Raw genomic sequence first — 23,902 nt, forward strand, 5'->3', positions numbered from 1 at the left:
TCCTGACATATCAGTAAGTGGAGTTACCCGCAGACTCAAACAGACCGCTAAAGCTTAAACCCCACAATAATAACACACCAAACCAGAAAAAATTTAGCGTGATAGCCTGAAGAATAACACTAGCAACCGAGACAGACTAAAATAACGCTTTCGAAAACTAGTAACCCGCTTTCAAGCTGTCATTAACCTGATCCCTTAATTCTTTCCCAGGCTTAAAGTGAGGAACATACTTAGCCGTAAGCTGCACAGACTCACCTGTTTTAGGGTTTCTACCTGAACGAGGCGCCCTATAATGCAGGGAAAAACTTCCAAAACCTCGAATCTCAATACGCTGTCCTTGAGATAACGTTTGAGACATTAGATCAATAATAGTTTTTACAGCCAGCTCGACATCTTTTACAGATAATTGAGTTTGCTTTGATGCAATAATTTCAACTAATTCAGACTTGGTCATTGACGGGCCCTTTCCTTTTTTAATGTCCCTAAGTGTAGCCGAACAGAAAAAAAATACAAAAAAAACGGGCAATTAGCCCGTTTTTTTTCAACTCAAACAATCACTTCGGTAAATGAAGCGATTTAAAACAAGAAATTAATCTTTGTTTTGCATCTGAGCTTTGATCAAATCACCAATCGTTGTCGGACCGGCAGATTCAGCCTGCTTTTCGCGAACTTCTTTCATCGCTACTTTCTCGTCGTCTACGTCCTTAGACTTAACAGACAAGTTAATTACGCGATTCTTACGATCAACATGGATGATCTTAGCTTCAATTTTGTCGCCTTCGTTGATAACGTTACGAGCGTCTTCAACTTTATCGCGGCTAATTTCAGACGCTTTAAGCGTTGCTTCTACTTCTTCAGTTAGTGCAACAATAGCACCTTTAGCATCAACAGACGTTACAGTACCGGTAAGGATTGTTCCCTTATCGTTATCCTGAACAAACTCAGCAAATGGATCGCTGTCCAACTGCTTAACACCTAAAGAAATACGCTCACGCTCTGGATCTACTGACAAGATAACAGTTTCAATTTCGTCGCCTTTCTTATAGCTACGAACTGCATCTTCACCTGTTTCGTTCCAAGAGATATCAGACAAGTGAACCAAACCATCAATACCGCCATCTAAACCGATGAAGATTCCGAAGTCAGTGATTGACTTAATCTTACCCGCGATCTTATCACCCTTATTGAAGTTACCTGAGAAATCTTCCCATGGGTTTGAATGGCACTGTTTGATACCTAGAGAGATACGACGACGCTCTTCATCGATATCAAGAACCATTACTTCAATTTCATCACCTACGTTAACAACCTTAGATGGGTGAATGTTCTTGTTAGTCCAATCCATTTCTGAAACGTGAACCAAACCTTCAACGCCTTCTTCAAGTTCTGCGAAGCAACCGTAGTCTGTTAAGTTAGTTACACGTGCAGTTACACGAGTGTTCTCTGGGTAACGTGCTTTGATTGCAACCCATGGATCTTCACCCAACTGCTTAAGACCTAATGATACGCGATTACGCTCACGATCAAACTTAAGTACTTTAACGTCGATTTCATCACCAACGTTTACGATTTCACTTGGGTGCTTAATGCGCTTCCAAGCCATATCGGTAATGTGTAGAAGACCGTCAACACCACCTAGATCTACGAATGCACCGTAGTCAGTAAGGTTCTTAACGATACCCTTAATAGCCATACCTTCTGCAAGGTTTTCTAGCAACTGATCACGCTCAGCACTGTTTTCTGCTTCAAGAACAGAACGACGAGATACAACAACGTTGTTGCGCTTTTGGTCTAGCTTGATAACTTTAAATTCAAGCTCTTTACCTTCCAAGTGCAAAGTATCACGCACTGGACGAACATCAACCAAAGAACCAGGTAGGAACGCACGAATGCTCTTAACGTCGACAGTAAAACCGCCTTTAACCTTACCGTTAATAACACCAGTAACCACTTCTTCTGCTTCAAACGCTTTCTCAAGCTCAGTCCAAGCTTCAGCACGTTTAGCTTTTTCACGAGAAAGTTTAGTTTCACCGAAACCGTCTTCGACTGCATCCAAGGCTACGTCAACTTCATCCCCAATGTTTAACTCTAGCTCACCAGCATCGTTAAAAAATTGAGAAACAGGTATAACACCTTCGGATTTCAGTCCCGCAAAGACTGTTACCCAGTCGCTATCAATATCAACTACCGTGCCCTTGATAATAGAGCCGGGTTTCATATCGATTTCTTTTAAACTTTCTTCAAATAGATCCGCAAAGCTTTCGCTCATTATGAGTCCTATGCGATTAAACGCTAAATTCCGTATTACCAGCCAATACGGTCAGTTTTAAGTTACTCAAAGCATCATTGCTGGCGATTACAGCTTTGAGTGATTGTAAATTCTTTAAGTTACTTAGCCCTGTGTTTAAGTTTAAGCATTAAAAATCGGCTTTTAACGGCTCGATTTTTCAACTAACGCCAACACCTGAGCAAGTACCTCTTCTATCCCTACGCCTGTCGTATCAAGTACTACAGCATCCTCGGCAGGCTTAAGCGGAGCGGTTGCACGTCCAGTATCTCGGGCGTCACGCTCTTGTATCTCGCTTAAAAGGGTCGCGATTTTAACATCTTCACCCTTGTCTTTCAACTGTCTATAGCGCCGTTCGGCACGCTCTTCGGCACTTGCCGTCATATAAACTTTGGCGCTCGCTTCGGGGAAAACAACGGTCCCCATATCTCGACCATCTGCTACCAGCCCCGGTAACTGCTGAAAGTCACGTTGACGCTGTAATAATGCAGCCCTCACCTTAGGTAATGGCGCTACTTTTGAAGCGTTATTGCCGCATGTTTCAGTGCGAATATCACGCGTTACATCATTACCATCTAGCAAGACATTTACAGGTTGTCCGTAGTCACCAGGTACAAACTTAACATCCAAAGATAAAGCTAACTCGCTTAATGCCTGCTCGTCATCAAGCGCCACGTTAGCCCTCTCTGCCGCCAATGCCGTCAATCTATAAAGCGCACCACTATCCAGCAGCGTCCACCCGAGTTTTTTGGCCACTAACTGGGTAATTGTTCCTTTTCCTGCACCGCTAGGCCCATCGATTGTAATAACGGGTGCCGTTATATTTTGCTTCATTCTATTACCCCCAAAAAGAGCCCTTTTTATATTCATACTAAAACAATGCAAAAATGGTCATCCTCGCGAAGGCGGGGATCCATTGGTACCTGGATATATAACCGTTATTCATGCTCCACAGATATCTGCATGCCGACTTGCTTAGCCAAAGCCTCAAAATTAGGGAATGATGTCGCAACGTTCGCACAATCATTAATAATGATTTCACCCTTAGCTCTCAAGGACGCAACTGCAAACGACATAGCTATACGATGATCGCCGTGGCTATATACAGAGCCACCGCCAATTTCAGAACCCTCAATTTCAATACCGTCTGGCGTCACTAATGTCTCAACACCTAACGCTTTAAGGCCATCTGCCATAACCTGAATACGGTCACTCTCTTTAACTCTTAGCTCTTCTGCACCGGTTAAGACTGTTTTACCTTCTGCACAAACAGCGGCTATAAACAGCACAGGAAATTCATCAATGGCCAAAGGCACCTGATCTTCTGGGATATTAATACCCTTTAATGGGCTATAGCTAACCGTAAGGTCTGCCACAGGCTCGCCACCCACAATCGATTCGTTAGAGACTTCAATTTTGCCCCCCATAGCACGCAAGATATTAATAATACCTACTCGTGTTGGGTTCATCCCTACATGCTTTAATGTGAGGTGAGCCCCAGGAGTGATGGACGCTGCTACCATAAAAAATGCGGCAGATGATATATCGGCAGGCACATCAATCTTAGTTGCTTTAAGTGAGCCTCCACCTACAAGTGAGGCAGTAGCACCTTCTCTACGAACGGGATAACCAAAACCATTAAGCATTCTTTCGGTGTGGTCACGCGTTGGTGCCGGCTCAGTGACTGAGGTTTCGCCTTCGGCGTAAATACCCGCAAGTAAAAGACAAGATTTAACCTGTGCGCTCGCCATTGGCATATCATAATGCATGCCTTTTAGCGGGCTACTGCCTTTAATCTTCATTGGAGGACGACCTTGATCGCCCGTCTCTATAACCGCCCCCATTAGACGTAAGGGTGCTGCCACGCGCTCCATTGGGCGTGTTGAAAGAGACGCATCACCCGTCAACTCGGTATCAAAGGTTTGCCCTGCCAACAACCCTGCAAACAATCTCATTCCGGTACCTGAGTTACCCAAGTAAATAGGGCCTGGTGGTTGCTTTAACCCATTAACGCCCACGCCATAAATTTTTACACGGCCTTCATCTGGCCCCTCTATTACAACCCCCATATCTCTAAACGCTTGAAGGGTCGCTAGACTGTCCTCGCCTTCTAAAAAGCCTTCAACTTCCGTTACGCCATCGGCTAAAGAGCCCAACATGATTGAACGGTGAGACATCGATTTATCGCCGGCAACGCGAATAACACCCTTTACTTCGCCACCGGGTTTCATTTTAAAAATAACATTCTTAGTATTCATAATGGTCGTGTACGCCTGTCCTGACAATATCCTACTGAAATGATCTCTTGCTGCTTTTGCTCGGGTAAAAACCCCCAGCAACGTTTTACTATCCTGATTTGCAATCGCATCTCTCAATGCCGCTAAATCATCTGCAAAATGATCTAGCACTTTTAAGGTAGAAGCACTGTTTGAGAGAAAAATATCGCTCCACATCACCGGGTCGCTTGCTGCTATACGGGTGAAATCTCGAAAGCCACCCGCTGCATACTTGAAGATTTCTTTGCTGTCCCCTTCACCTGCTAAAGTATCAACCAATGAAAACGCGATTAAGTGAGGCAAATGACTGGTCGCGGCCAACACGTCATCATGATGATCAACCCCCATTTCTAATACCGTTGCACCACAACTAGACCACATAGCACTAATCTGCGCCACAGCTTGCGGGTTACGCTCTGACAGTGGCGTCAAAATAACTTTATGATTTGAAAATAACGATGAATTAGCAGCCGCCACTCCGCTTTTTTCTGAGCCTGCAATCGGATGCCCTGGCACAATAATGGGTCTATCTTCTGGCGCAATATCTGCGAAAACATTTTCAACCGCTTTAACAAAGCTACCTTTTACGCTGCCTACATCCGTTAATATCGCATTTTCTTTGAAGCAGCGCTTAACGTCAGTAAGAACAGCTTCTACCGCTCGAACAGGTACAGCTAACACGACTACATCAGCACATTCAACTGCCTGTTTAAGTGAGCTTGCAGCGTCATCTATAACCCCCATCGATAAACCAAGCGTTAGCTCATCAGGGCTTCTATCAAAGCCAACAACCCGCCTAGCAGCACCGTTCTCTTTCAATGCTTTAGCAAACGAGCCGCCAATTAACCCTAGCCCAATAACTGAAACGGTATCAACAATTTCGACAGACGCTGGAATAGTAGAATCAGACACGATTACGTCCCAAAACCTCAGCTAATGCAGTTAGAAAACGCTCATTTTCATGTTGCAGGCCAATTGAAATTCTTAGGTGCTGAGGCATGCCATAATTAGAAACAGGCCGCACGATCACGCCCCTTTCTAATAAGGCTTGAAATACAGCCACTCCGTCTCGCCCCGTATCAACTGCCACAAAGTTACCAACCGAAGGAATATACGCTAGCCCTAGCCGATCAAACCCTTCTATTAGCTGTTTCATACCTTCAGTATTAGTGCGCTGAGATGAGGCAAGGTACTCGTCATCAGATAACACTGCTAATGCCGCTTCGAGCGCAAAACTATTTACGTTAAAAGGCTGTCTTACTCTATTCAACAAATCTGCGATATCCGGGTGAGACAATGCATACCCTACTCGCAAAGATGCCAACCCCCAAGCTTTAGAAAAAGTTCGAGTAATAATTAAATTAGGGTAATTAGGCAGCAACAAACCACTATTTGGAAAGTCCTGATGATCATCATCAATATATTCACAATAGGCTTCATCGAGAACAACGATGACATGCTCAGGCACGGCATCTAAAAACCGCACCAGCTCATCATTTGAAACATAAGTCCCCGTAGGATTGTTAGGATTTGCAATAAACACAAGCTTTGTGTTGTCTGTAATAGCTTCAGCCATTGCAATTAGGTCGTGACTCCAGTCTACAGCCGGAACCTCAATCGCCGTTGCCCCTATCGATTGAGTTACAATCGGGTAAACCGCAAAAGCATATTGGGAGAATAGAATCGCTGAATCACTATCAGCAAAAGCGCGCGCCACAATCTCTAACAAGTCATTCGAGCCATTGCCTAAAGTAATTTGCTCAGCGACTACATCATAACGCTCTGCCAATGCTGATTTTAACTTGAAGCCACCACCGTCAGGGTATCGGCATAAGCCCTGAAACGCATCTTCAATAGCCTTAAGCGCCTTAGGGCTTGGACCTAAAGGATTCTCATTACTCGCCAATTTAACGATATTTGTAATGCCTAGCTCGCGTTCAAGCTCATCAACGGGCTTACCTGGCTGATAAGGATGCAAGCTCTGCACCCCCTTTGTTGCCAACGAGAATAAATCACACCCCATTACCATCCCTCACTCAAGATCTTACTTTATAAAGAGAACTACAATACACCCACGGGGTAAGACCCTAAGTGTTTAATTTCTACGGCTTCTTTTGAGATTTCTTCAATCACTTCCTGAACATTTTTGTCCGTATAGTGACCTTCAAAGTCTATATAGAAAACATAAGCCCAAGTATCAGACGTTGAAGGACGCGTTTCAATACGCGTTAAACTGATACCATGCCGATGGAAAGGCTCAAGTAAATGATACAGCGCCCCTGGGCAATTTTTCATCGAGACCAAAATAGACGTTTTATCATCACCACTTGCAGGTACATCTTCACGACCTACAATTAAAAACCGCGTAGTGTTATCAGGTTGATCTTCAATGTTTTTGGCTATATTCACCAAGCCATATAGTTCGGCCGCCATATCGCCAGCAATAGCGGCCGAGTTGGGTTCTGCTTTAACTCTACGCGCTGCTTCAGCATTACTGCTTACCGCCACCCGCTCAACCTTTTTCCAATTAGCATCTAGCCAACGCCGACACTGCGCTAAAGATTGCTGGTGAGAATATATTTTCTCAATTTTACTTAAATCGGTATCACTCCCCGCCAGTAAATGATGATGAATGCGAAGCTTTACTTCACCGCAAATTCTTAATGGCGAAGAAACAAACATATCTAGCGTATGATTAATCATGCCTTCTGTTGAGTTCTCAACAGGCACCACACCATAATGTGATTCGCCCGCTTCAACATCACGAAACACCTCATCTATCGCAACTTGAGGAACGCTAATAACCGAGTGGCCAAAATGCTTAAGCGCAGCCGCCTGGGTAAACGTACCCTGAGGCCCCAAATAAGCAATATGCATGGGCTTCTCTAACGCCAAGCAAGCAGACATGACCTCTCTAAACAGTCGAGCCATCTCTTCATCACCTAAAGGCCCCTGATTACGTTCCATCACCCTTCTGAGAACCTGAGCTTCGCGCTCTGGGCGGTAAAATATAGCGTCATCACTCTTTTTAGCCCTCAACTTCACATCAGCAACATCTTTGGCACATTGTGCTCGCTGATTAATAAGGGTCTGAATTTGTTGATCGATGCTATCAATCCGATCTCTTATTTCGCCAAGTGCTTTGCTTTCATCACTCATGACTAACCATTTTCTCTTTCAAATACACTCATAAATTCTACCAGAGCATCAACTGCCGCCTCTGGTACCGCATTGTAAATACTGGCACGCATTCCCCCTACAGATCGATGCCCTGCAAGGTTTAATAATCCATTTTCATCTGCTTGAGATACAAACAGTGAATTTAATCTATCATCCGCCAAAGTAAAAGGAACATTCATCCAAGAACGACTATTTAACGCGACGGGATTATTATAAAAATCACTGGTGTCTATAGCTTTATATAGCTTATCTGCCTTTCGACGGTTAATGGCCTCCATCGCCACAAGTCCACCCTGAGCCTTGATCCATTTAAACACCAAGCCCGAAAAATACCAGGCCAACGTGGGTGGAGTGTTATACATGGAGTTGCTTTGTGCTACGACCTTATAATTCATACAGGTCGGAATATCTTGTCGAGCTCGACCTAGCAACTCCTTATTGATGATTACAATCGCCAAGCCCGCAGGGCCAATATTTTTTTGAGCACCGGCATAAATAACACCAAATTGGCTGACATCGACCGGTCTAGACAAAATGGTAGACGACATATCAGCAACCAATGGCGCATCAACGTCAGGAACCCAGTCGAATTCCAACCCATTTATGGTTTCATTCGGCGTGTAATGTAAATAGGCTGCATTATCTGAACAACGCCAAGAAGCTTGATCTGGTAATGTTGTAAATTGGTTTGGTTCTGCGCTTGCGACAATATTCACATCAGCATAACGCGATGCTTCGGCAATCGCTTTGCTTGACCAGGTGCCCGTGTTTACATAATCAACGCGCTCACCTAAAGCAGATAGGTTAAGCGGAATTGATGCAAATTGTGCAGACGCACCACCCTGAACAAATAACACTGAATAATCATCGCTTATAGAGAGTAAATCTCTCAAATCTTGCTCTGCTTCAGTCGCAATGGAAACGAACTCAGGGCTGCGATGACTCATTTCCATGACCGACACACCACGACCATTCCAGTCAAGCAATTGCTCTTGAGCTTCTGCGAGTACGGCTGTTGGCAAAGCCGCAGGGCCCGCGCAGAAATTAAATGCTCTGGTCATTAATCAGTTACCCTTGATTAAATCGTTTGAACGCTTTTCACTTAAATAGTGAAATACTAAAAAAAACAAAGCCTCAGAGTCGTAATCCATATCTGAATTACAACATCTAAGGCTGTTAAGCTAACGAATATAGCTAAACGTAAAGATTACTCTTCTAGGGCTTCCGTCGCACCTAAAGCATCACTTTCGGGGTTAGCTACATCACTGCCTTCAACATCCAAACCGTCTTCGTCAAATACTTCTTCTGGCTCTGGTTCGTCAATGCGCTCTACGCCAACCAATAACTCATTTTCTTGGGATAGCTTAATTAAGCGTACACCCTGAGTATTTCGGCTAACGATAGAAACTTCTTCAGTTCTGCTTCGTACTAGCGTGCCTTTGTCACTAATTAGCATCATTTCATCGCCGTCAAATACTTGAACAGCTGACACCAACTTACCGTTTCGATCTGAGCACTGCATCGCAATGACACCCTGCCCACCACGGCCATATACTGGGAATTCCTCAATACGGGTTCGCTTACCATATCCATATTCACTGGCAAGCAGCATCATACTGTCTTCCTGTGGGATAATAAGCGACACCACACTATGGCCTTCTGGTACCTTAATGCCGCGAACACCTCGCGCCGTTCGCCCCATTGCGCGCACGCCACTTTCGTTAAATCGAATAGCCTTACCTGCACTACTCATCAGCATGACATCTTTAGTGCCGTCTGTTAGCTCTGCACCAATCAGTGTATCGCCTTCATCTAACCCTAGCGCTATCAAGCCCGAAGTACGTGGGCGAGAAAAGTTTTCAAGTGGTGTCTTCTTAACGGTACCACCGGCCGTCGCCATAAAGATAAAGTGATCTTCTTTATACTCTTGAATAGGCAAGAACGTTGTTACACGTTCACCTTCATCTAATGGCAATATATTGACCATTGGACGTCCACGTGCCGTTCGGCTCGCTTGTGGAATTTCAAACACTCTCAACCAATACACTTTACCTTTATTGGTAAAGCATAAAATTGTATCGTGAGAGTTAGCGACCAATAATTTCTCAATAAAATCTTCATCTTTCATCGAGGTCGATGATTTACCTCTACCACCCCTGCGTTGAGCTTGGTATGCCTCAACAGGTTGAGTCTTGGCATAACCGCCATGAGAGATGGTTACCACTAAATCTTCTTCGTTAATTAGGTCTGCTACCGTCAAATCACGTTTAGACATGGTGATTTCAGTACGACGCTCATCTCCGAATTCTTCTTTAACCGCTTCAAGCTCTTCACGAATAACCGCCATAAGCTTTTCTGGATCACTCAGAATCGATAGATACTCTGCAATTCTTTCAAGTATTTCACGATATTCTTCAAGCAGCTTTTCAGTTTCTAAACCGGTTAAACGATGTAAGCGCATGTTAAGAATTTCTTGCGCCTGAACAGGAGACAAATAGTATTTGTTCTCACGAAGCCCGTATTGAGGCTCTAAATCATCAGGTCTACATGCATCTTCACCGGCTCGTTCTAGCATGGCAATAACGTTGCCAGGCTCCCACGAAGCCTCAAGTAAGCGCTCTTTTGCAATAGCCGCACTTGGAGACGCTTTAATCATCGCGATAACAGGGTCAATATTCGATAACGCTACGGCTAAGCCTTCAAGAATATGACCACGTTCACGGGCTTTACGTAATTCAAAAACCGTACGACGCGTAACAACTTCTCTTCTGTGCTTAATGAAAGCAGCCAAAACCTGCTTAAGGTTCAATGTTTTTGGCTCGCCGTCAATCAAGGCAACCATATTGATGCCAAACACGTTCTCTAACTGAGTTTGTGCATACAAATTATTCATAATTACGTCTGGCATTTCTCCACGACGCAATTCAATAACAATTCGCATACCTTCTTTGTTAGATTCGTCTCGAAGTTCGGTAATGCCTTCTATTTTCTTCTCTTTTACCAAGTCAGCGATCTTTTCAATCAGTTTAGCTTTATTGACCTGATAAGGAATCTCAGTAATGATCAGCGTGTCTTTGCCGTTTTTAGCATTAGACTCAACCTCATAACGACCACGAAGATAAATTCGACCACGACCTGTACGATATGCTTCTATTATTCCTGCTTTACCATTAATAATGGCAGCGGTAGGAAAGTCAGGACCTGGAATGTATTCCATCAAGTCATCAACGGTCAGGTCAGGGTTATCAAGCAATGCCAAACAACCATCAGTAATTTCATGAAGGTTATGAGGTGGAATATTAGTGGCCATCCCTACCGCAATACCTGACGAACCATTGACTAATAAATTAGGTACGCGTGTAGGTAAAACTTCAGGAATTTGCTCTGTCCCATCATAGTTAGGAACAAAATCTACCGTTTCTTTTTCTAAATCCGCTAACAACGAGTGGGCGAGTTTTTCCATGCGGATTTCGGTGTATCGCATTGCTGCCGCGCTATCACCATCAACCGAACCAAAGTTACCCTGGCCGTCAATCAACGTATAACGAAGTGAGAACGGCTGAGCCATCCTTACAATCGTGTCGTATACCGCGGAGTCACCATGCGGGTGATACTTACCGATGACATCACCAACAATACGGGCTGATTTTTTATAGGGTTTATTCCAGTCGTTACTTAATTCGCTCATCGCAAACAAAACACGGCGATGAACGGGCTTTAATCCATCCCGAACATCCGGTAAGGCTCGCCCGATAATAACGCTCATGGCGTAATCGAGATAAGACTGTTTTAACTCGTCTTCGATATTAACGGGTATAATTTCTTTTGCCAGCTCACCCATAAAGCTAAAATTCCTATAATTCAGAAGTCTTTGGGTGGTTTATGTTGAACTTAAAAAATCAGTTCGACACCAAACCCCTTTTTAGTTGTTATATGCTTACTGAGGCCACCATTATTAGGCGTACCCCCTGCCTAATTCCTGCTATCTATCGACACGAATCATTTGGCACTCACTACTCGTACTATTCATTAGCACTATAAACCTCAAATCATAACACACTTCGTAGCGCTTGCGCGTTACAAAAGACGTGTTTTTCCTTGCTCATCAACTATCTCCATCTAAGCTTATAGAAACAGCCCAACTATTAAACTGCCGCCTAGATAATACTTATGAAAAAATTCTTAGTTGTAGAAGACAGCCCTATCGTTGTAAAGATTATCAAGCATATTGCCAAACTTGACCCATCTTTACGATTTGATATTGCTGCTTCATTTGATGAAGCCAAAACACTACTCAATACTAATGGTCCTGAATCCTATCTTGCAGCAGTCATCGACCTTAACCTGCCCGATGCGCCGGACGGTGAGGTAGTTGACCATACACTTTCATTAAAAATCCCAACAATTGTTTTAACAGGCACTTTTGACGAAAAAAAGCGTGATGAAATGCTTCAAAAGCCCATTGTTGACTACGTTGTAAAAGAAAGTCGATTCTCTTATGAATACGTATTAAAGCTTATTCACCGACTACATAAAAACCAACACATAAAAGTACTCGTTGTAGATGATTCTAAAACGTCCAGAAATATTATCAACGCAATGCTTAAACCTCACCTATACCAGTTACTAGAAGCAGAAGACGGCCAGCAAGCCTTAGATTTAATAAACAAAGACCCGAGCATTAAGTTACTTATCACTGACTATAATATGCCCGTCATGAATGGGTTTGATCTCGTTAAAAATATACGCAGAGAAGTTAATAAAAACGCACTCATCATTATCGGACTTTCCACTCAAGGCAGCGAAGGCCTGTCGGCAAAATTCATTAAGAATGGCGCCAACGATTTTCTCTATAAGCCGTTTAGCCATGAGGAGCTACACTGTCGGATCATCCACAACATTGAAGCAATGGAACATCTAGAAACAATACAAAAGACTGTACACCAAGACCATGTAACGGGCATTTTTAACCGAAGATACTTTTATGAAAAAGGCTGTGAATCACTTCACTTATCCCAAACCAGTAACACCCCCACCTGTTTAGCACTAATTGGAATAGATCATTTCAAAAAAATCAATGACGAATATGGTCACGAGGCAGGTGATCAAGTATTAAAAGAAACAGCCCGGCTATTAGAGCAAGTCTTTAACCGATTTATTTTTGCCCGAATGGGCGGCGCAGAATTCTGCGTGCTACTGTCTGGTTTAGATATTAATAAAGCGGGCACATTAATGGAAAACTTTAGAGAATTGATTGAAGATCATATTATTATGCTCGACAACGGCAGCACGACCATTACTATTTCTGCAGGCGTTGCACTTAACCTCAACAACACTTTAGATCAACTAATGAACGAAGCCAATAGACAACTTTACAACGCTAAAGAATCTGGCAGAAACCAGGTTTGCATCGCCGACTAGCTTTAACAACTCAACTCAGGTGACAAGTCACAAAAATAAGGAGCCCAGGCTCCTTATTTCTGCTTTTTTAATTAAATACGACCGTTTTGTTTTCGCAAATAATCACGCGATCTTCTAGATGACAACGAAGCCCTCTAGAAAGCACTGTTCTTTCTACGTCTTTTCCTAGTCGCACCATGTCTTCAGTCGAATCACGATGACTCACCCTTATTACATCCTGATCGATAATGGGCCCCTCATCAAGATCTTGAGTCACATAATGACAGGTCGCACCAATTAACTTAACACCACGATCGTAAGCCTTATGATACGGCTTAGCACCTGCAAATGAAGGCAAGAAACTATGATGAATATTAATCACCCTACCCGCATAAACCTCACATAAGTCTGGCGGCAGTATCTGCATATAGCGGGCAAGCACAATCGCGTCGGTCTGATATTGCTCAACCAATTCTGAAACCTGGGCAAACGCAGCTGACTTATTATCTTTATCAACCGGCACATAATGATAAGGGATTTCATGCCACTCAACCATACGGCGTAAATCGTTATGATTAGAAATAACCGCTACGATTTCAGCATCTAATTCATTACTATGCCACCGATGAAGAATATCCGCCAAACAATGAGACTCTTTTGACGCCATCAAGACAACTCGTTTCTTAATATCAGAATCTGTCACGCTCCACGTCATTGAATATTCTTTAGCGATAGGCTCAAACGCAATCCGAAATGATTCAAGATCAAACGACATAGAGCTGGCTTTAATCTCATTACGCATAAAAAACCAACCGGTTTTTTGATCTGCATGATGACTAGCTTCTGTAATCCAACCATTATAAGTGGCCAAAAAGTTACTTACTTTAGCAACAATACCCGTGCGATCTGGGCACGAGATAACAAGACGATAGGTTCTTTCCATTAGGTTTATTTAAAATTCACCCTAGTTAGTTCAGAAAATTTAATGCGTTTTTGAAAACGTAGACTTGCCAGCAGCGAAGCGGAATCAGGGTCTTTACGACTTACTCTTCCTCTAATAAATCTGTTTTAGCCGCCATAATAAAATCGTTACGATGCAAACCTTTTAATTTATGACTCCACCACGTGACCGTAACCTTACCCCACTCTGTCAGCAATGCAGGATGATGCGCCATACTCTCAGCCAGCCCACCTATTCGATGAGTAAAGGCCAGCGCATGCAGAAAATCTTTAAACTTGAATACCTTTTCTAGCTGCATCACACCATCACGCACCTCAATATTCCAATCTGGAATTTGCTTGATGAGTGATTTCAATTCTTCGTCAGTAACCTTTGGCGCGTCAGCACTACAGGCTTCGCAACGCTCTTCTATAAGCTTAGTTTCATTATTCACTTTTAAACCCCGCTAACAAAAACCAAATCCGTAGCCGTGATGCAGCGTAGCGGAATCAAGGCCCCCCCTCAACACCGAAACCTTCATCAACCAAACCCTGATTCCGGTCGTACCTCCCTTCATCAAGGCTACGGTTTTAAATAAAACTAGCTTACAGACTTAGCCGCAATAATCTTATCGTGCCAAATCTGAGGTGCTGTCTGGTGCACTGAACTACCCTTAGTATCTACCGCAACAGACACCGGCATATCCACCACATCAAACTCATAGATAGCTTCCATCCCTAATTCAGGAAACGCCACCACTTCTGCAGATTTAATGGCTTTAGACACTAAATAGGCCGCGCCACCCACAGCCATCAGGTAGACCGCACCAAACTCTTTAATCGCATCAATCGCCACCTGGCCCCGCTCTGCCTTGCCGATCATGCCCATCAAACCCGTTTGCTCTAGCATCTGATGAGTAAACTTATCCATACGCGTTGCCGTTGTTGGTCCCGCTGGCCCTACAGCCTCTTCTCTAACCGGATCAACTGGCCCTACGTAATAAATAAAGCGATCTTTCAAATCAACAGGAAGCTGCTCACCATTATTAAGCATCTCTACCATTTTCTTATGTGCTGCATCACGCCCCGTCAACATTTTACCTGACAGCAAAACGGTATCACCTGGCTGCCACTCTGCAATCTCTTCACGAGTCACAGTATTAAGATTTACTTTGCGCGTATTAGCGCCTTCAGTCATGGTAATTTCAGGCCAGTCATCCAAGCTTGGAGGCGTCTGAAGTGAAGGACCTGTTCCATCGAGAACAAAATGAGCATGACGAGTTGCCGCACAGTTTGGAATCATCGCAACAGGCAGAGACGCCGCATGCGTTGGGTAATCCATAATCTTAATATCCAAAACAGTGGTTAAACCACCCAACCCCTGCGCTCCAATACCAAGCTCATTCACTTTATCCATGATCTCAAGTCGCAGTTCTTCTACTCGGTTCTGAGGCCCACGCTCACGTAACTCATGAATGTCGATAGGGTCCATTAACGACTCTTTTGCCATCAACGCAGCCTTTTCAGCCGTACCACCAATACCTATACCCAGCATTCCTGGTGGACACCAACCGGCCCCCATAGTAGGGACTGTTTTAACCACCCAATCAACAATACTGTCGCTAGGGTTAAGCATCACCATTTTAGACTTGTTCTCAGAGCCGCCACCTTTAGCCGCCACCTGCACATCCACAGTATTACCCGGTACAATTTGGTAGTGGATGACTGCAGGCGTATTGTCTTGTGTGTTTTTTCTTGCGCCAGCAGGGTCAGCAAGAATAGAGGCTCTTAATACGTTATCAGGATGCGTGTACGCTCTACGCACTCCTTCATTAATCATATCATCAACACTCATTTCAGCATCCCACTGAACATCCATGCCGATCTTAACAAACACGGTAACAATGCCGGTATCTTGACAAATCGGGCGATGCCCTTCTGCAGACATGCGTGAGTTAATCAGTATTTGTGCCATTGCATCTTTAGCCGCCGGAGACTCTTCTTTTAAATAAGCCTCGTGTACACCCTTAACGAAATCAACTGGGTGGTAGTAAGATATAAACTGAAGCGCATCTGCAACGCTTTCTATAAGGTCGTCCTGGCGAATAATGGTCATTGATCGTCTCTCTAGTCTCTTTAATTGATGACAGTGTTACCACATAGGCGATAAACCTGCGAAACCCCTACCTACTTTTATAGGCCTGCATTATATAGCAATTTTCTCAACGGTTCATACTCCCGAGATTAATGCCGTATAACGATTAATATTTAACCTAGTTTTACCGGAATATGAATTAACACGTTGAAAGCTTGATAAAAACTCGACAGATTTAGGAATGCAGTCTAAATTTACATGAAACGACAATTAGCCTAGCTATGCATTGTCTTTTAGATCGACAAATCATACTTTAGTGCGATAAAACTATTTACACAGCTTGGATATAGTTCAAGCTACAAGAATTTAGGTTAAGACGCCTTAAAATGTGTCTCTAACTACTTCCGGAAATTATAAAAATAGGAAAGAAGGTCCTACCTATGTATAAAAAAACCCTACTAAGTTTGGCGGTGGCGTCTACCTTGACCCTAACCGGTTGTTTGGATAGCGGCGACAAGAGTAAGAATGCTTCGCCGGATTATAAGATCGTTGATACGACCTTTGATACATCAAAGACTCGTCCAATATTTCAGCCTAACCCTATATCGCCTAGCGTTGCAGTCCCATCAAACTACGACTTACTTATGCTACTAGGTGCGACCAAAAAGAATTACGACTTTACTGGAATTTCATCTGGCACATCTCCAGCGTCAAACGCAATCAATGATTTCGACGGTTTCTCTACAACGGGTCAGTTTGATATTAGATTCAATAACTCACTGAATCCGGCAACAGTACTTAAAGGCCAGTCTGTTTTTGTTGTTCCGCTCAACACATTACCAGTAAGTGCCCTCGCCCCCTTAGCTGTTCCAAAGGCAATTGACCCTTCTAACATCGACCAAAGCGCTCCATTTGATTTAGCAACATATGCAGACCCATCAAAATTAAATTACAGAGTTGAAGTAGCAAGCGTTGATAGTGGTACAAATAATGCAATAAGAATTACACCTCTTTTACCACTACCATCCCAAACTAAATTCCTTGTATTTATGACGGATGCAATACTAGACACAGATGGAGTAGCTATAGAGCCATCTAAAGATTATAGCTATTACTCTACAGCTGAAGATAAAGAACTAGGATCAGCTAGCTTACAAGCAGTTAGAGACCTTGTTAAGGGTCACGACACGCTTGCAAGAGCATTTGTGAAAGCAGGAAACATTCCTAACAATGTTGTCATGTCACATACATTTACGACCACCGACCCTGATACTGTAATGCATGCTATGGCCTCACCTGGTACAGCAATGACACAAATAGGTCAGCAAGTAGTTCTATTGTCAGCATTACAAGTAGTAAAAGATGAAAAGCCACTCCTTAAGTCTGCTAAAGATCAATTCGCAGCTTTAAAAGAAGCGCTTGCAATAATAGCTGACCCTTCAGATTCAACCACTGATGAAATTGCTTTTGCTCAAAAAGTCGGTGCAGCGCTAGCTCCATATCAAGCCGATGCGACCCTTGCTCCAACTCTAATAGGCGAAGCATTTGCACAAGGAGGCTTCCCATTTCCAAAGCCTAGAGACTCACATATATATAGCGATGTGAACGCAAGCACACTTACAACTTTTGCAGCCCTACCTGACGGTCACTCATTAAAAACCGCATCGATGGCGGTTAATGTTTCGCAAGGCGCTATAGAGCTACCATATTACAGCCCACTTCCTGCTGGAAGCGATGGAACGAGCCTAGTCACAGGCCTCTGGAGAGGCAGTGAGACTCTGGAAACACTCCTAAATACTAGCATTACATCCAGACAAGGAAGCATTCCCACATTAAGTAATTTCAGCTTTCTTAGGGACGAAGATGGAACTTTCAATGTTACTTACTGGTCTCCAATTCCCGAGGAGCAAGCAACTGTCGCCGTCCCCATAACCATCATAAAACCAAATAATAATGCACCGGCTTGTGGCGGAACAGGTAGAATCGATCAAGTAGCAATTTTTCAACATGGTATAACCGCTGACCGAAGCGTATCCCTTATTCCAGCCGTTAATATGGCGGCAACAGCATGCATAGCGACCGTTGCAATTGACCAGCCATTACACGGTTTGGGCGGAGCAAACCTTGGAAGCGTACCCGGACTTGACGTGCTGACAGCCGACGACGTGGCGGGTTCACCAGTATCAGATGCTGATTACATCGGTGAGCGACACTTTATGTTCACTGACACATCAGGCACATTAACACCAGAGCTGCAAACAGATATCACTAACGTCGAGTCTGGCAGCCTAGCAATCAACATTAAGAGCCTACAAACAACTAGAGATAGCTTAAGGCAAGCCGCAAACGACCTTTTAAATGTAAACGCATCATTAAAAACATTAGGTCTTAGCGGTGTGCTAGGCAGCAATATATTAGCAGGCAAACCTGTCCACTTTATCGGGCATTCCCTTGGAGGAATAGCAGGCACTCCTTATGCCGCGATAAATAACAACCAAGCAGCTCGATTAACATATGCTGCACCAGCATTAGCTCCACTTTTCGGAGGAACCACTCCATTTAACAGTCAACCCTTCTTCAGTGAACTAGAGTCTGTTTCATTAATGAATACAGGCGGTCAACTAACAAAACTTGCAGAGAACTCAAGCGTGTTTTCTGGAGCAATCGTCAACGGCCTAGGAAGCTTCGGAGTAACTCAGGGCTCCTCAGACTTTGAATCTTTCCTATATACATGGCAAGGAACCGTCGATGCTATCGATCCTCTTAACTACGCAATAGATCTTGGCTCTACAACAACTAAAATTTTAATCTCTGAAGTACTAAATGATTTGCGCGTACCTAACGAAGCTAACGTCAACCCACTTTCACCTGCAACATCAGCCCCCCTTGCAGGCACAGAGCCTCTAATGGCATTACTCGATATAGGTTTAGGTGGGTCAGATCTATCTGACGGAAGTGAAGGCCTCGGTATTATTGATGCTAGCAGTACAGCTTCAGCAGGACTAACACCTCCTCAAGCTTCATTCTTTGCTAATAGCAACCCATGTGCTGATGCAAGCCATGTAACATTTATTGCTCCAGCAACCCCTGAAAATCCAAATGACGCAATTTGCCCTGGAGGCTCTGACACTAGTGCGGCATTTAAAGAAATGATTACCGAGGTAACCACCTTAATCGCTGCCGGAGTAATCCCTGTGGCCAACCCAACAGTACTAGGAACTAGTACAACAATTGGAAAAGCATTAGATCAAAACTAAAAAAACACACAAGAAATACAAGTACCGCTGAATAAAAACCCCTCTTTCGAGGGGTTTTTTTTGGCCTAAACAAAACCAAAAGGGTCACCCATTAGAAGAAGAATAACGAAAAAAGGGCGCTGCAATCCTTGCAGCGCCCTATCTATTAGATGCTTCCTTTACCATTCCTTAGGTAACCGGCCGTCCTTGTTTGCTTCCCTGTCCGCATCCTTACGTTAAAGTGTGATTCCTTCTAGAAGAAACCACTTGTCGTCCTGACAAAGTGAATAATACGGAGTCCTCATAGTAAGCGATATAGCCAATGTCTTAAAAGCGTGTAAGCCATATCTCACACTTGTAGAGTTTATACTCAACCACTCCGTAAAGCAGAGGTGCTACATCCAGTCTCTCAACTTTAACCTAAGCTCATGGTTTTCCCCTTTTAAGGTCAAGTTCTCTGGCGTCAATATGATTTGACTCCACGAAGACAATGTTTCAGCCATCACCTGCTCTATTCCCATTTCAGAAGGCGAACACATTTTTTTCGTTATCGCCATTTTGTCTATGCGAAACTCTCCGCTTTCATTTAATTCAGCTTGACCAAAAAAGTTATTACAACCAGCCAAACCATTTGCTGTAAAGTTCTCACCAATTTCAAGGCGGGGCTTTTGTGTCTTTTCTGGGTACGTTATGGTATTTCCATCAACATGGGTTAATTCCCAATTATGATGCTGTAGAGACTTTACCGTTACAGCAACAGACTTATCATCGACAGTGGCACAGGCTGTAAACAATGTGGTTAATGCAACAGCAATTAATATACGCTTCATTATTTTCTCCTATCAATTATCTATAAAAAAGCCGAGCAGTTTAGCTCGGCTTTTTATGCAGTACTAAAGTAACCAGCACAGCCACTACATTATAACAATCGGCCTTTTTCAGCAGCGATTCTCAAACGCAGTGCATTCAGCTTAATAAAGCCGGCTGCATCCTTCTGATCGTAAGCACCCTCATCTTCTTCAAAGGTTGCAATCTTCTCATCGAACAATGAATCGTTTTCAGACATACGACCCACAACGATCACGTTACCTTTGTAAAGCTTCAAACGCACCTTACCGTTAACATACTTCTGTGAGTCATCAATTAAGCCTTGTAGCGCTTCACGCTCAGGCGACCACCAGAAACCGTTGTATATTAACTCGGCGTACTTAGGCATCAAGCTATCTTTCAAGTGAGCCAATTCACGATCTAGTGTTAGAGACTCAATTGCCCTATGCCCTTTGAGCATAATAGTTCCGCCGGGCGTTTCATAACAGCCGCGTGATTTCATGCCTACAAAGCGATTTTCTACGATATCTAAGCGTCCGATACCGTTAGCACCACCTACTTCGTTTAGCTTAATGAGCACTTCATGCGGCCTTAATGGCTCATCATCAATTGCAACAATATCACCATTCTCATAGGTCAATTCAATGTATGTTGCTTTATCAGGTGCATTTTCAGGAGAAACACTCCAACGCCACATTTCTTCTTCAGCTTCTGCCCAAGGATCTTCTAGAATATCGCCCTCGTAAGAGATGTGTAGCAAGTTAGCATCCATTGAGTAAGGTGATTTACCTTTTTTCTTCTCAACTTCAATACCGTGCTTGTCGCAATAGGCTAATAAAGACTCACGAGAATTGAGATCCCACTCTCTCCAAGGTGCAATAACCTGAACGCCTGGCTTTAGTGCATAACCGCCTAACTCGAAACGAACCTGGTCATTACCTTTACCCGTAGCGCCGTGCGAAATCGCATCTGCATCTGTTTCATTAGCAATTTCAATCAAACGACGAGCAATAAGTGGACGAGCAATTGAAGTACCTAGCAGATATTCGCCTTCATAGATGGCATTTGCACGGAACATCGGGAAGACATAATCGCGCACGAACTCTTCACGTAAATCTTCAATAAAGATTTGCTTAACGCCTAAGGCTTCTGCTTTAGCACGTGCAGGTTCAACTTCTTCGCCCTGCCCCAAATCTGCTGTAAATGTAACCACTTCACAGTTATAGGTTTCCATCAGCCATTTAACGATAACAGATGTATCAAGACCTCCGGAATAAGCCAGAACGACTTTATTAACCTTAGACATACCGATGCTCCAGATGAGAAAATTTCAAAGGCGATATTTTACTTGCTGGAGACACTAAATCCCAGTCTGATTTCAATAATTGTTTAAATCAGATGAGATTAACCTTCAGGATTACCGTTTTGGTTGGAATTTGACGCCATACGTGCGCCTTTTTCTAGTCGAACGGTGGTACGTCTATTCTTAGATTTGTTCTTTTGGTTATTATTTTTAGCGACGGGATAGCGCTCACCATGATAACGAGTGGTAATCATCTCTTCTGGTATGCCTTTTTCTATAAAGTAAGCTCTAACGACTTCGGCACGGTCTTTTGATAATCGTCTGTTATAAATTCTTCGGCCACTGCTATCCGTGTGACCATCAATAATTATAGAGGTTACGGTGTTATCTGCTTTTAAATAAATAACTACTTTTTCTAATATTTCGTAATCGCTCTCTGTCAACTCGGCTTTATCTACCTTAAACAGCACCCTTGTTCGCTCCACTTGTCTAAAATTGACAGGCAAGAGAGACGCAACACAATTTAAGTAATCGTTATAAAAATTAGGGAAGTTAACTGACGAAACCCTCACTCGAATAGACTCATCGTTATACCAAGCCTTACGCGTAAAGGTTGGCGTCATGCCGTCCATTAAACCTTCAAGCATATTACGTGCATTTTTTCTTTCAACAACAATCGGTTTTGCAGTGTCTTTAACCGGTACATAGCCTAAATCACGAACACCATTACCAGGCCTCCATTGGGGCGCTTCTATTACTAGTGCAGCATCCCCTGTTTTCATAGGATTGGCGTTTGCATCAAGGTAGAATTTTAAATTTTCACCTGCTTCATGATAGAAAACCCCTTTGCCGTACCGAGGGATCGGGTGAGTTAAACTGCATTCAAAAATGGACGCTGATAAATACCATTGGCTATTGCTCAAGTCTGCCGTATACGTCTTAGCAACACCACTAACAGGTATTAGAACCATCACCACCAACAACGTACTCAATCGCTCAAGTCTTGCTCGCAATGCTTTGCAATATATAGAACCTATTATTCGCACAGTAAAACCGCCACAGTTAGGTTTTGAGATGATCTAACAAATCACTACATCATCATTCAATTTAGCTTTATATAGTTAGCGTCCACTTTGTATAAAACTTTACCCTAATCTCGCGTTCTGTCTGATATACTTTGCGAAATTTTGTAGTACTTTTGTAAGTTAGCAGGGCTTTTATCATGAATGAATTAACCATTACTCGTCCGGACGACTGGCACCTTCACCTTCGAGACAATGAATTTCTAACTCAAACTGTTCCTGCTTCTGCACGGTATTTTGGTAGAGCGATCATTATGCCTAACCTTGTACCTCCCGTTACGACAATGGAGGACGCCATAGCTTATAAGGCTAGAATATCTAAAGCTACACCTTCTGGTAGTTCATTCAAGCCATTAATGACACTCTACCTGACCGACAATACATCTCCGAAAGACATTCAAAATGCAGTAGATAGCGGTGTTGTTGTGGCTTGCAAACTTTACCCTGCGGGTGCGACTACCAATTCAGATTCGGGTGTAACTAATATCGGTAAAATTAAGCCTACCTTAGAAAAGATGGCTGAAGTAGGCCTTCCCCTATTAATTCATGGCGAAGTGACGACCGATGATATTGATATTTTTGACCGTGAAAAAGTGTTTGTTGAAAGTACCCTTGAGCCACTCGTAGAGAGTATTCCAACACTAAAAATTGTTGTAGAACATATCACCACTAAACAAGCAGTTGAGTTTGTAATGAATGCGCCTGAGCGAGTCGCAGCTACCATTACGCCTCACCATCTGCTTTATAATCGAAACCATATGCTGGTTGGTGGCATTAGACCGCACTTTTACTGCCTGCCTATTTTAAAGAGAAACGAGCACCAGCAAGCACTTCAGCAAGCTGCTATTAGTGGTAATCCGAAGTTCTTCCTCGGAACTGACTCTGCACCACATGCTCAAGACAAAAAAGAAACCGCATGCGGATGTGCTGGTTGCTATTCTGCGTTTGCAGCAATAGAACTTTATGCCGAAGCGTTTGAAGCATTGGGTGCACTCGATAAACTAGAAGGCTTTGCTAGCCACTTCGGCCCCGGCTTTTATGGCCTGCCTCGCAACACTGACACCATAACGCTGGTAAAGTCTGAGTGGCAAGCACCCGAGACATTAGCTTTTGGGGATACCGATGTCATCCCATTGCGCGCAGGAACAAAGCTTGATTGGCAAGTAGCTTAAGAAAAGCCACTCAAACTAAGATCAGTCAACTATTTCAGAAATATAGATAAAGGATTTTTTGTGTCAAATTATTCAAATGATGACGACCTCGAACATAAGAACCC

General features: G+C 43.4%; 17 protein-coding genes. 3 read left to right on the forward strand and 14 right to left on the reverse strand.

Annotated elements, in window-relative coordinates; genetic code table 11:
* Window positions 1-157 precede the first annotated feature (157 nt).
* From NKI27_RS12420 to gyrA, 8 genes are all read right to left on the reverse strand, one after another.
* Window positions 158-454 carry an integration host factor subunit beta gene (locus NKI27_RS12420; RefSeq protein ID WP_265046367.1) on the reverse strand — a complete coding sequence of 99 codons (297 nt, stop codon included), beginning with the start codon at window positions 452-454 and terminating at the stop codon, window positions 158-160.
* Window positions 455-589: 135 nt separating this feature from the next.
* Entirely contained in the window at window positions 590-2,269 is a 1,680-nt protein-coding gene (gene rpsA / locus NKI27_RS12425; protein ID WP_265046368.1) for a 30S ribosomal protein S1, read from the reverse strand.
* 162 nt (window positions 2,270-2,431) lie between these two features.
* A complete protein-coding gene (gene cmk / locus NKI27_RS12430) occupies window positions 2,432-3,121 on the reverse strand; it encodes a (d)CMP kinase (protein WP_265046369.1) in 690 nt (229 codons plus the stop codon).
* Window positions 3,122-3,225: 104 nt separating this feature from the next.
* Window positions 3,226-5,475: a bifunctional prephenate dehydrogenase/3-phosphoshikimate 1-carboxyvinyltransferase gene (locus tag NKI27_RS12435; protein WP_265046370.1), complete on the reverse strand. Its 2,250-nt coding sequence runs from the start codon at window positions 5,473-5,475 to the stop codon at window positions 3,226-3,228.
* Entirely contained in the window at window positions 5,468-6,586 is a 1,119-nt protein-coding gene (hisC, locus tag NKI27_RS12440) for a histidinol-phosphate transaminase (RefSeq protein WP_265046371.1), read from the reverse strand. Before hisC ends, NKI27_RS12435 begins: the two co-directional genes overlap by 8 nt.
* 38 nt (window positions 6,587-6,624) lie before the next feature.
* Window positions 6,625-7,722, reverse strand: a complete 1,098-nt coding sequence (pheA, locus tag NKI27_RS12445; protein WP_265046372.1) for a prephenate dehydratase — start codon at window positions 7,720-7,722, stop codon at window positions 6,625-6,627.
* A 2-nt stretch (window positions 7,723-7,724) separates the two neighbouring features.
* On the reverse strand, window positions 7,725-8,804 hold the full coding sequence (gene serC / locus NKI27_RS12450; RefSeq protein WP_265046373.1) for a 3-phosphoserine/phosphohydroxythreonine transaminase: 1,080 nt from the start codon (window positions 8,802-8,804) through the stop codon (window positions 7,725-7,727).
* A 146-nt stretch (window positions 8,805-8,950) separates the two neighbouring features.
* Window positions 8,951-11,584 (reverse strand): DNA gyrase subunit A, encoded by a 2,634-nt coding sequence (gene gyrA / locus NKI27_RS12455; protein WP_265046374.1) that lies wholly within the window; start codon window positions 11,582-11,584, stop codon window positions 8,951-8,953.
* Between the two features lie 329 nt (window positions 11,585-11,913).
* Between gyrA and NKI27_RS12460 the strand changes: the two genes are divergently transcribed.
* Window positions 11,914-13,164, forward strand: a complete 1,251-nt coding sequence (locus NKI27_RS12460; protein WP_265046375.1) for a diguanylate cyclase — start codon at window positions 11,914-11,916, stop codon at window positions 13,162-13,164.
* A 67-nt stretch (window positions 13,165-13,231) separates the two neighbouring features.
* On the opposite strand, the gene purU is transcribed toward NKI27_RS12460, so the two are convergent.
* The 3 genes from purU to NKI27_RS12475 all read right to left on the reverse strand — a co-directional run bounded on the left by purU (window position 13,232) and on the right by NKI27_RS12475 (window position 16,198).
* Entirely contained in the window at window positions 13,232-14,086 is an 855-nt protein-coding gene (gene purU, locus NKI27_RS12465) for a formyltetrahydrofolate deformylase (protein WP_265046376.1), read from the reverse strand.
* A gap of 100 nt (window positions 14,087-14,186) precedes the next feature.
* Window positions 14,187-14,537: a 4a-hydroxytetrahydrobiopterin dehydratase gene (locus NKI27_RS12470; protein ID WP_320109424.1), complete on the reverse strand. Its 351-nt coding sequence runs from the start codon at window positions 14,535-14,537 to the stop codon at window positions 14,187-14,189.
* Between the two features lie 146 nt (window positions 14,538-14,683).
* On the reverse strand, window positions 14,684-16,198 hold the full coding sequence (locus NKI27_RS12475; protein WP_265046377.1) for a fumarate hydratase: 1,515 nt from the start codon (window positions 16,196-16,198) through the stop codon (window positions 14,684-14,686).
* 419 nt (window positions 16,199-16,617) lie between these two features.
* Between NKI27_RS12475 and NKI27_RS12480 the strand changes: the two genes are divergently transcribed.
* Window positions 16,618-19,434, forward strand: coding sequence for a hypothetical protein (locus NKI27_RS12480; RefSeq protein WP_265046378.1), 2,817 nt, complete (start codon window positions 16,618-16,620; stop codon window positions 19,432-19,434).
* A gap of 374 nt (window positions 19,435-19,808) precedes the next feature.
* On the opposite strand, the gene NKI27_RS12485 is transcribed toward NKI27_RS12480, so the two are convergent.
* The 3 genes from NKI27_RS12485 to NKI27_RS12495 form a co-directional block, all read right to left on the reverse strand.
* The gene (locus NKI27_RS12485) at window positions 19,809-20,243 is read right to left on the reverse strand and encodes an META domain-containing protein (protein ID WP_265046379.1); all 435 of its coding nucleotides are present in this window, start codon (window positions 20,241-20,243) and stop codon (window positions 19,809-19,811) included.
* Window positions 20,244-20,332: 89 nt separating this feature from the next.
* Window positions 20,333-21,547: an argininosuccinate synthase gene (locus NKI27_RS12490; protein ID WP_265046380.1), complete on the reverse strand. Its 1,215-nt coding sequence runs from the start codon at window positions 21,545-21,547 to the stop codon at window positions 20,333-20,335.
* 98 nt (window positions 21,548-21,645) lie between these two features.
* Window positions 21,646-22,590 carry an OmpA family protein gene (locus tag NKI27_RS12495; RefSeq protein ID WP_265046381.1) on the reverse strand — a complete coding sequence of 315 codons (945 nt, stop codon included), beginning with the start codon at window positions 22,588-22,590 and terminating at the stop codon, window positions 21,646-21,648.
* A gap of 176 nt (window positions 22,591-22,766) precedes the next feature.
* On the opposite strand from NKI27_RS12495, the gene pyrC reads away from it, so the two are divergent.
* Window positions 22,767-23,798 carry a dihydroorotase gene (pyrC, locus tag NKI27_RS12500; protein ID WP_265046382.1) on the forward strand — a complete coding sequence of 344 codons (1,032 nt, stop codon included), beginning with the start codon at window positions 22,767-22,769 and terminating at the stop codon, window positions 23,796-23,798.
* Window positions 23,799-23,902: the final 104 nt, after the last annotated feature.

This window comes from Alkalimarinus alittae (assembly GCF_026016465.1).
Taxonomy (GTDB): Bacteria; Pseudomonadota; Gammaproteobacteria; order Pseudomonadales; family Oleiphilaceae; genus Alkalimarinus; species Alkalimarinus alittae.

Bases quoted from the DNA above. Each gene is read 5' to 3' on its own strand.
- NKI27_RS12420 (WP_265046367.1), bottom strand. From the start codon at position 454: ATGACCAAGTCTGAATTAGTTGAAATTATTGCATCAAAGCAAACTCAA.
- rpsA (WP_265046368.1), bottom strand. From the start codon at position 2,269: ATGAGCGAAAGCTTTGCGGATCTATTTGAAGAAAGTTTAAAAGAAATC.
- cmk (WP_265046369.1), bottom strand. From the start codon at position 3,121: ATGAAGCAAAATATAACGGCACCCGTTATTACAATCGATGGGCCTAGC.
- hisC (WP_265046371.1), bottom strand. From the start codon at position 6,586: ATGGGGTGTGATTTATTCTCGTTGGCAACAAAGGGGGTGCAGAGCTTG.
- pheA (WP_265046372.1), bottom strand. From the start codon at position 7,722: ATGAGTGATGAAAGCAAAGCACTTGGCGAAATAAGAGATCGGATTGAT.
- serC (WP_265046373.1), bottom strand. From the start codon at position 8,804: ATGACCAGAGCATTTAATTTCTGCGCGGGCCCTGCGGCTTTGCCAACA.
- gyrA (WP_265046374.1), bottom strand. From the start codon at position 11,584: ATGGGTGAGCTGGCAAAAGAAATTATACCCGTTAATATCGAAGACGAG.
- NKI27_RS12460 (WP_265046375.1), top strand. From the start codon at position 11,914: ATGAAAAAATTCTTAGTTGTAGAAGACAGCCCTATCGTTGTAAAGATT.
- purU (WP_265046376.1), bottom strand. From the start codon at position 14,086: ATGGAAAGAACCTATCGTCTTGTTATCTCGTGCCCAGATCGCACGGGT.
- NKI27_RS12475 (WP_265046377.1), bottom strand. From the start codon at position 16,198: ATGACCATTATTCGCCAGGACGACCTTATAGAAAGCGTTGCAGATGCG.
- NKI27_RS12480 (WP_265046378.1), top strand. From the start codon at position 16,618: ATGTATAAAAAAACCCTACTAAGTTTGGCGGTGGCGTCTACCTTGACC.
- NKI27_RS12485 (WP_265046379.1), bottom strand. From the start codon at position 20,243: ATGAAGCGTATATTAATTGCTGTTGCATTAACCACATTGTTTACAGCC.
- NKI27_RS12490 (WP_265046380.1), bottom strand. From the start codon at position 21,547: ATGTCTAAGGTTAATAAAGTCGTTCTGGCTTATTCCGGAGGTCTTGAT.
- pyrC (WP_265046382.1), top strand. From the start codon at position 22,767: ATGAATGAATTAACCATTACTCGTCCGGACGACTGGCACCTTCACCTT.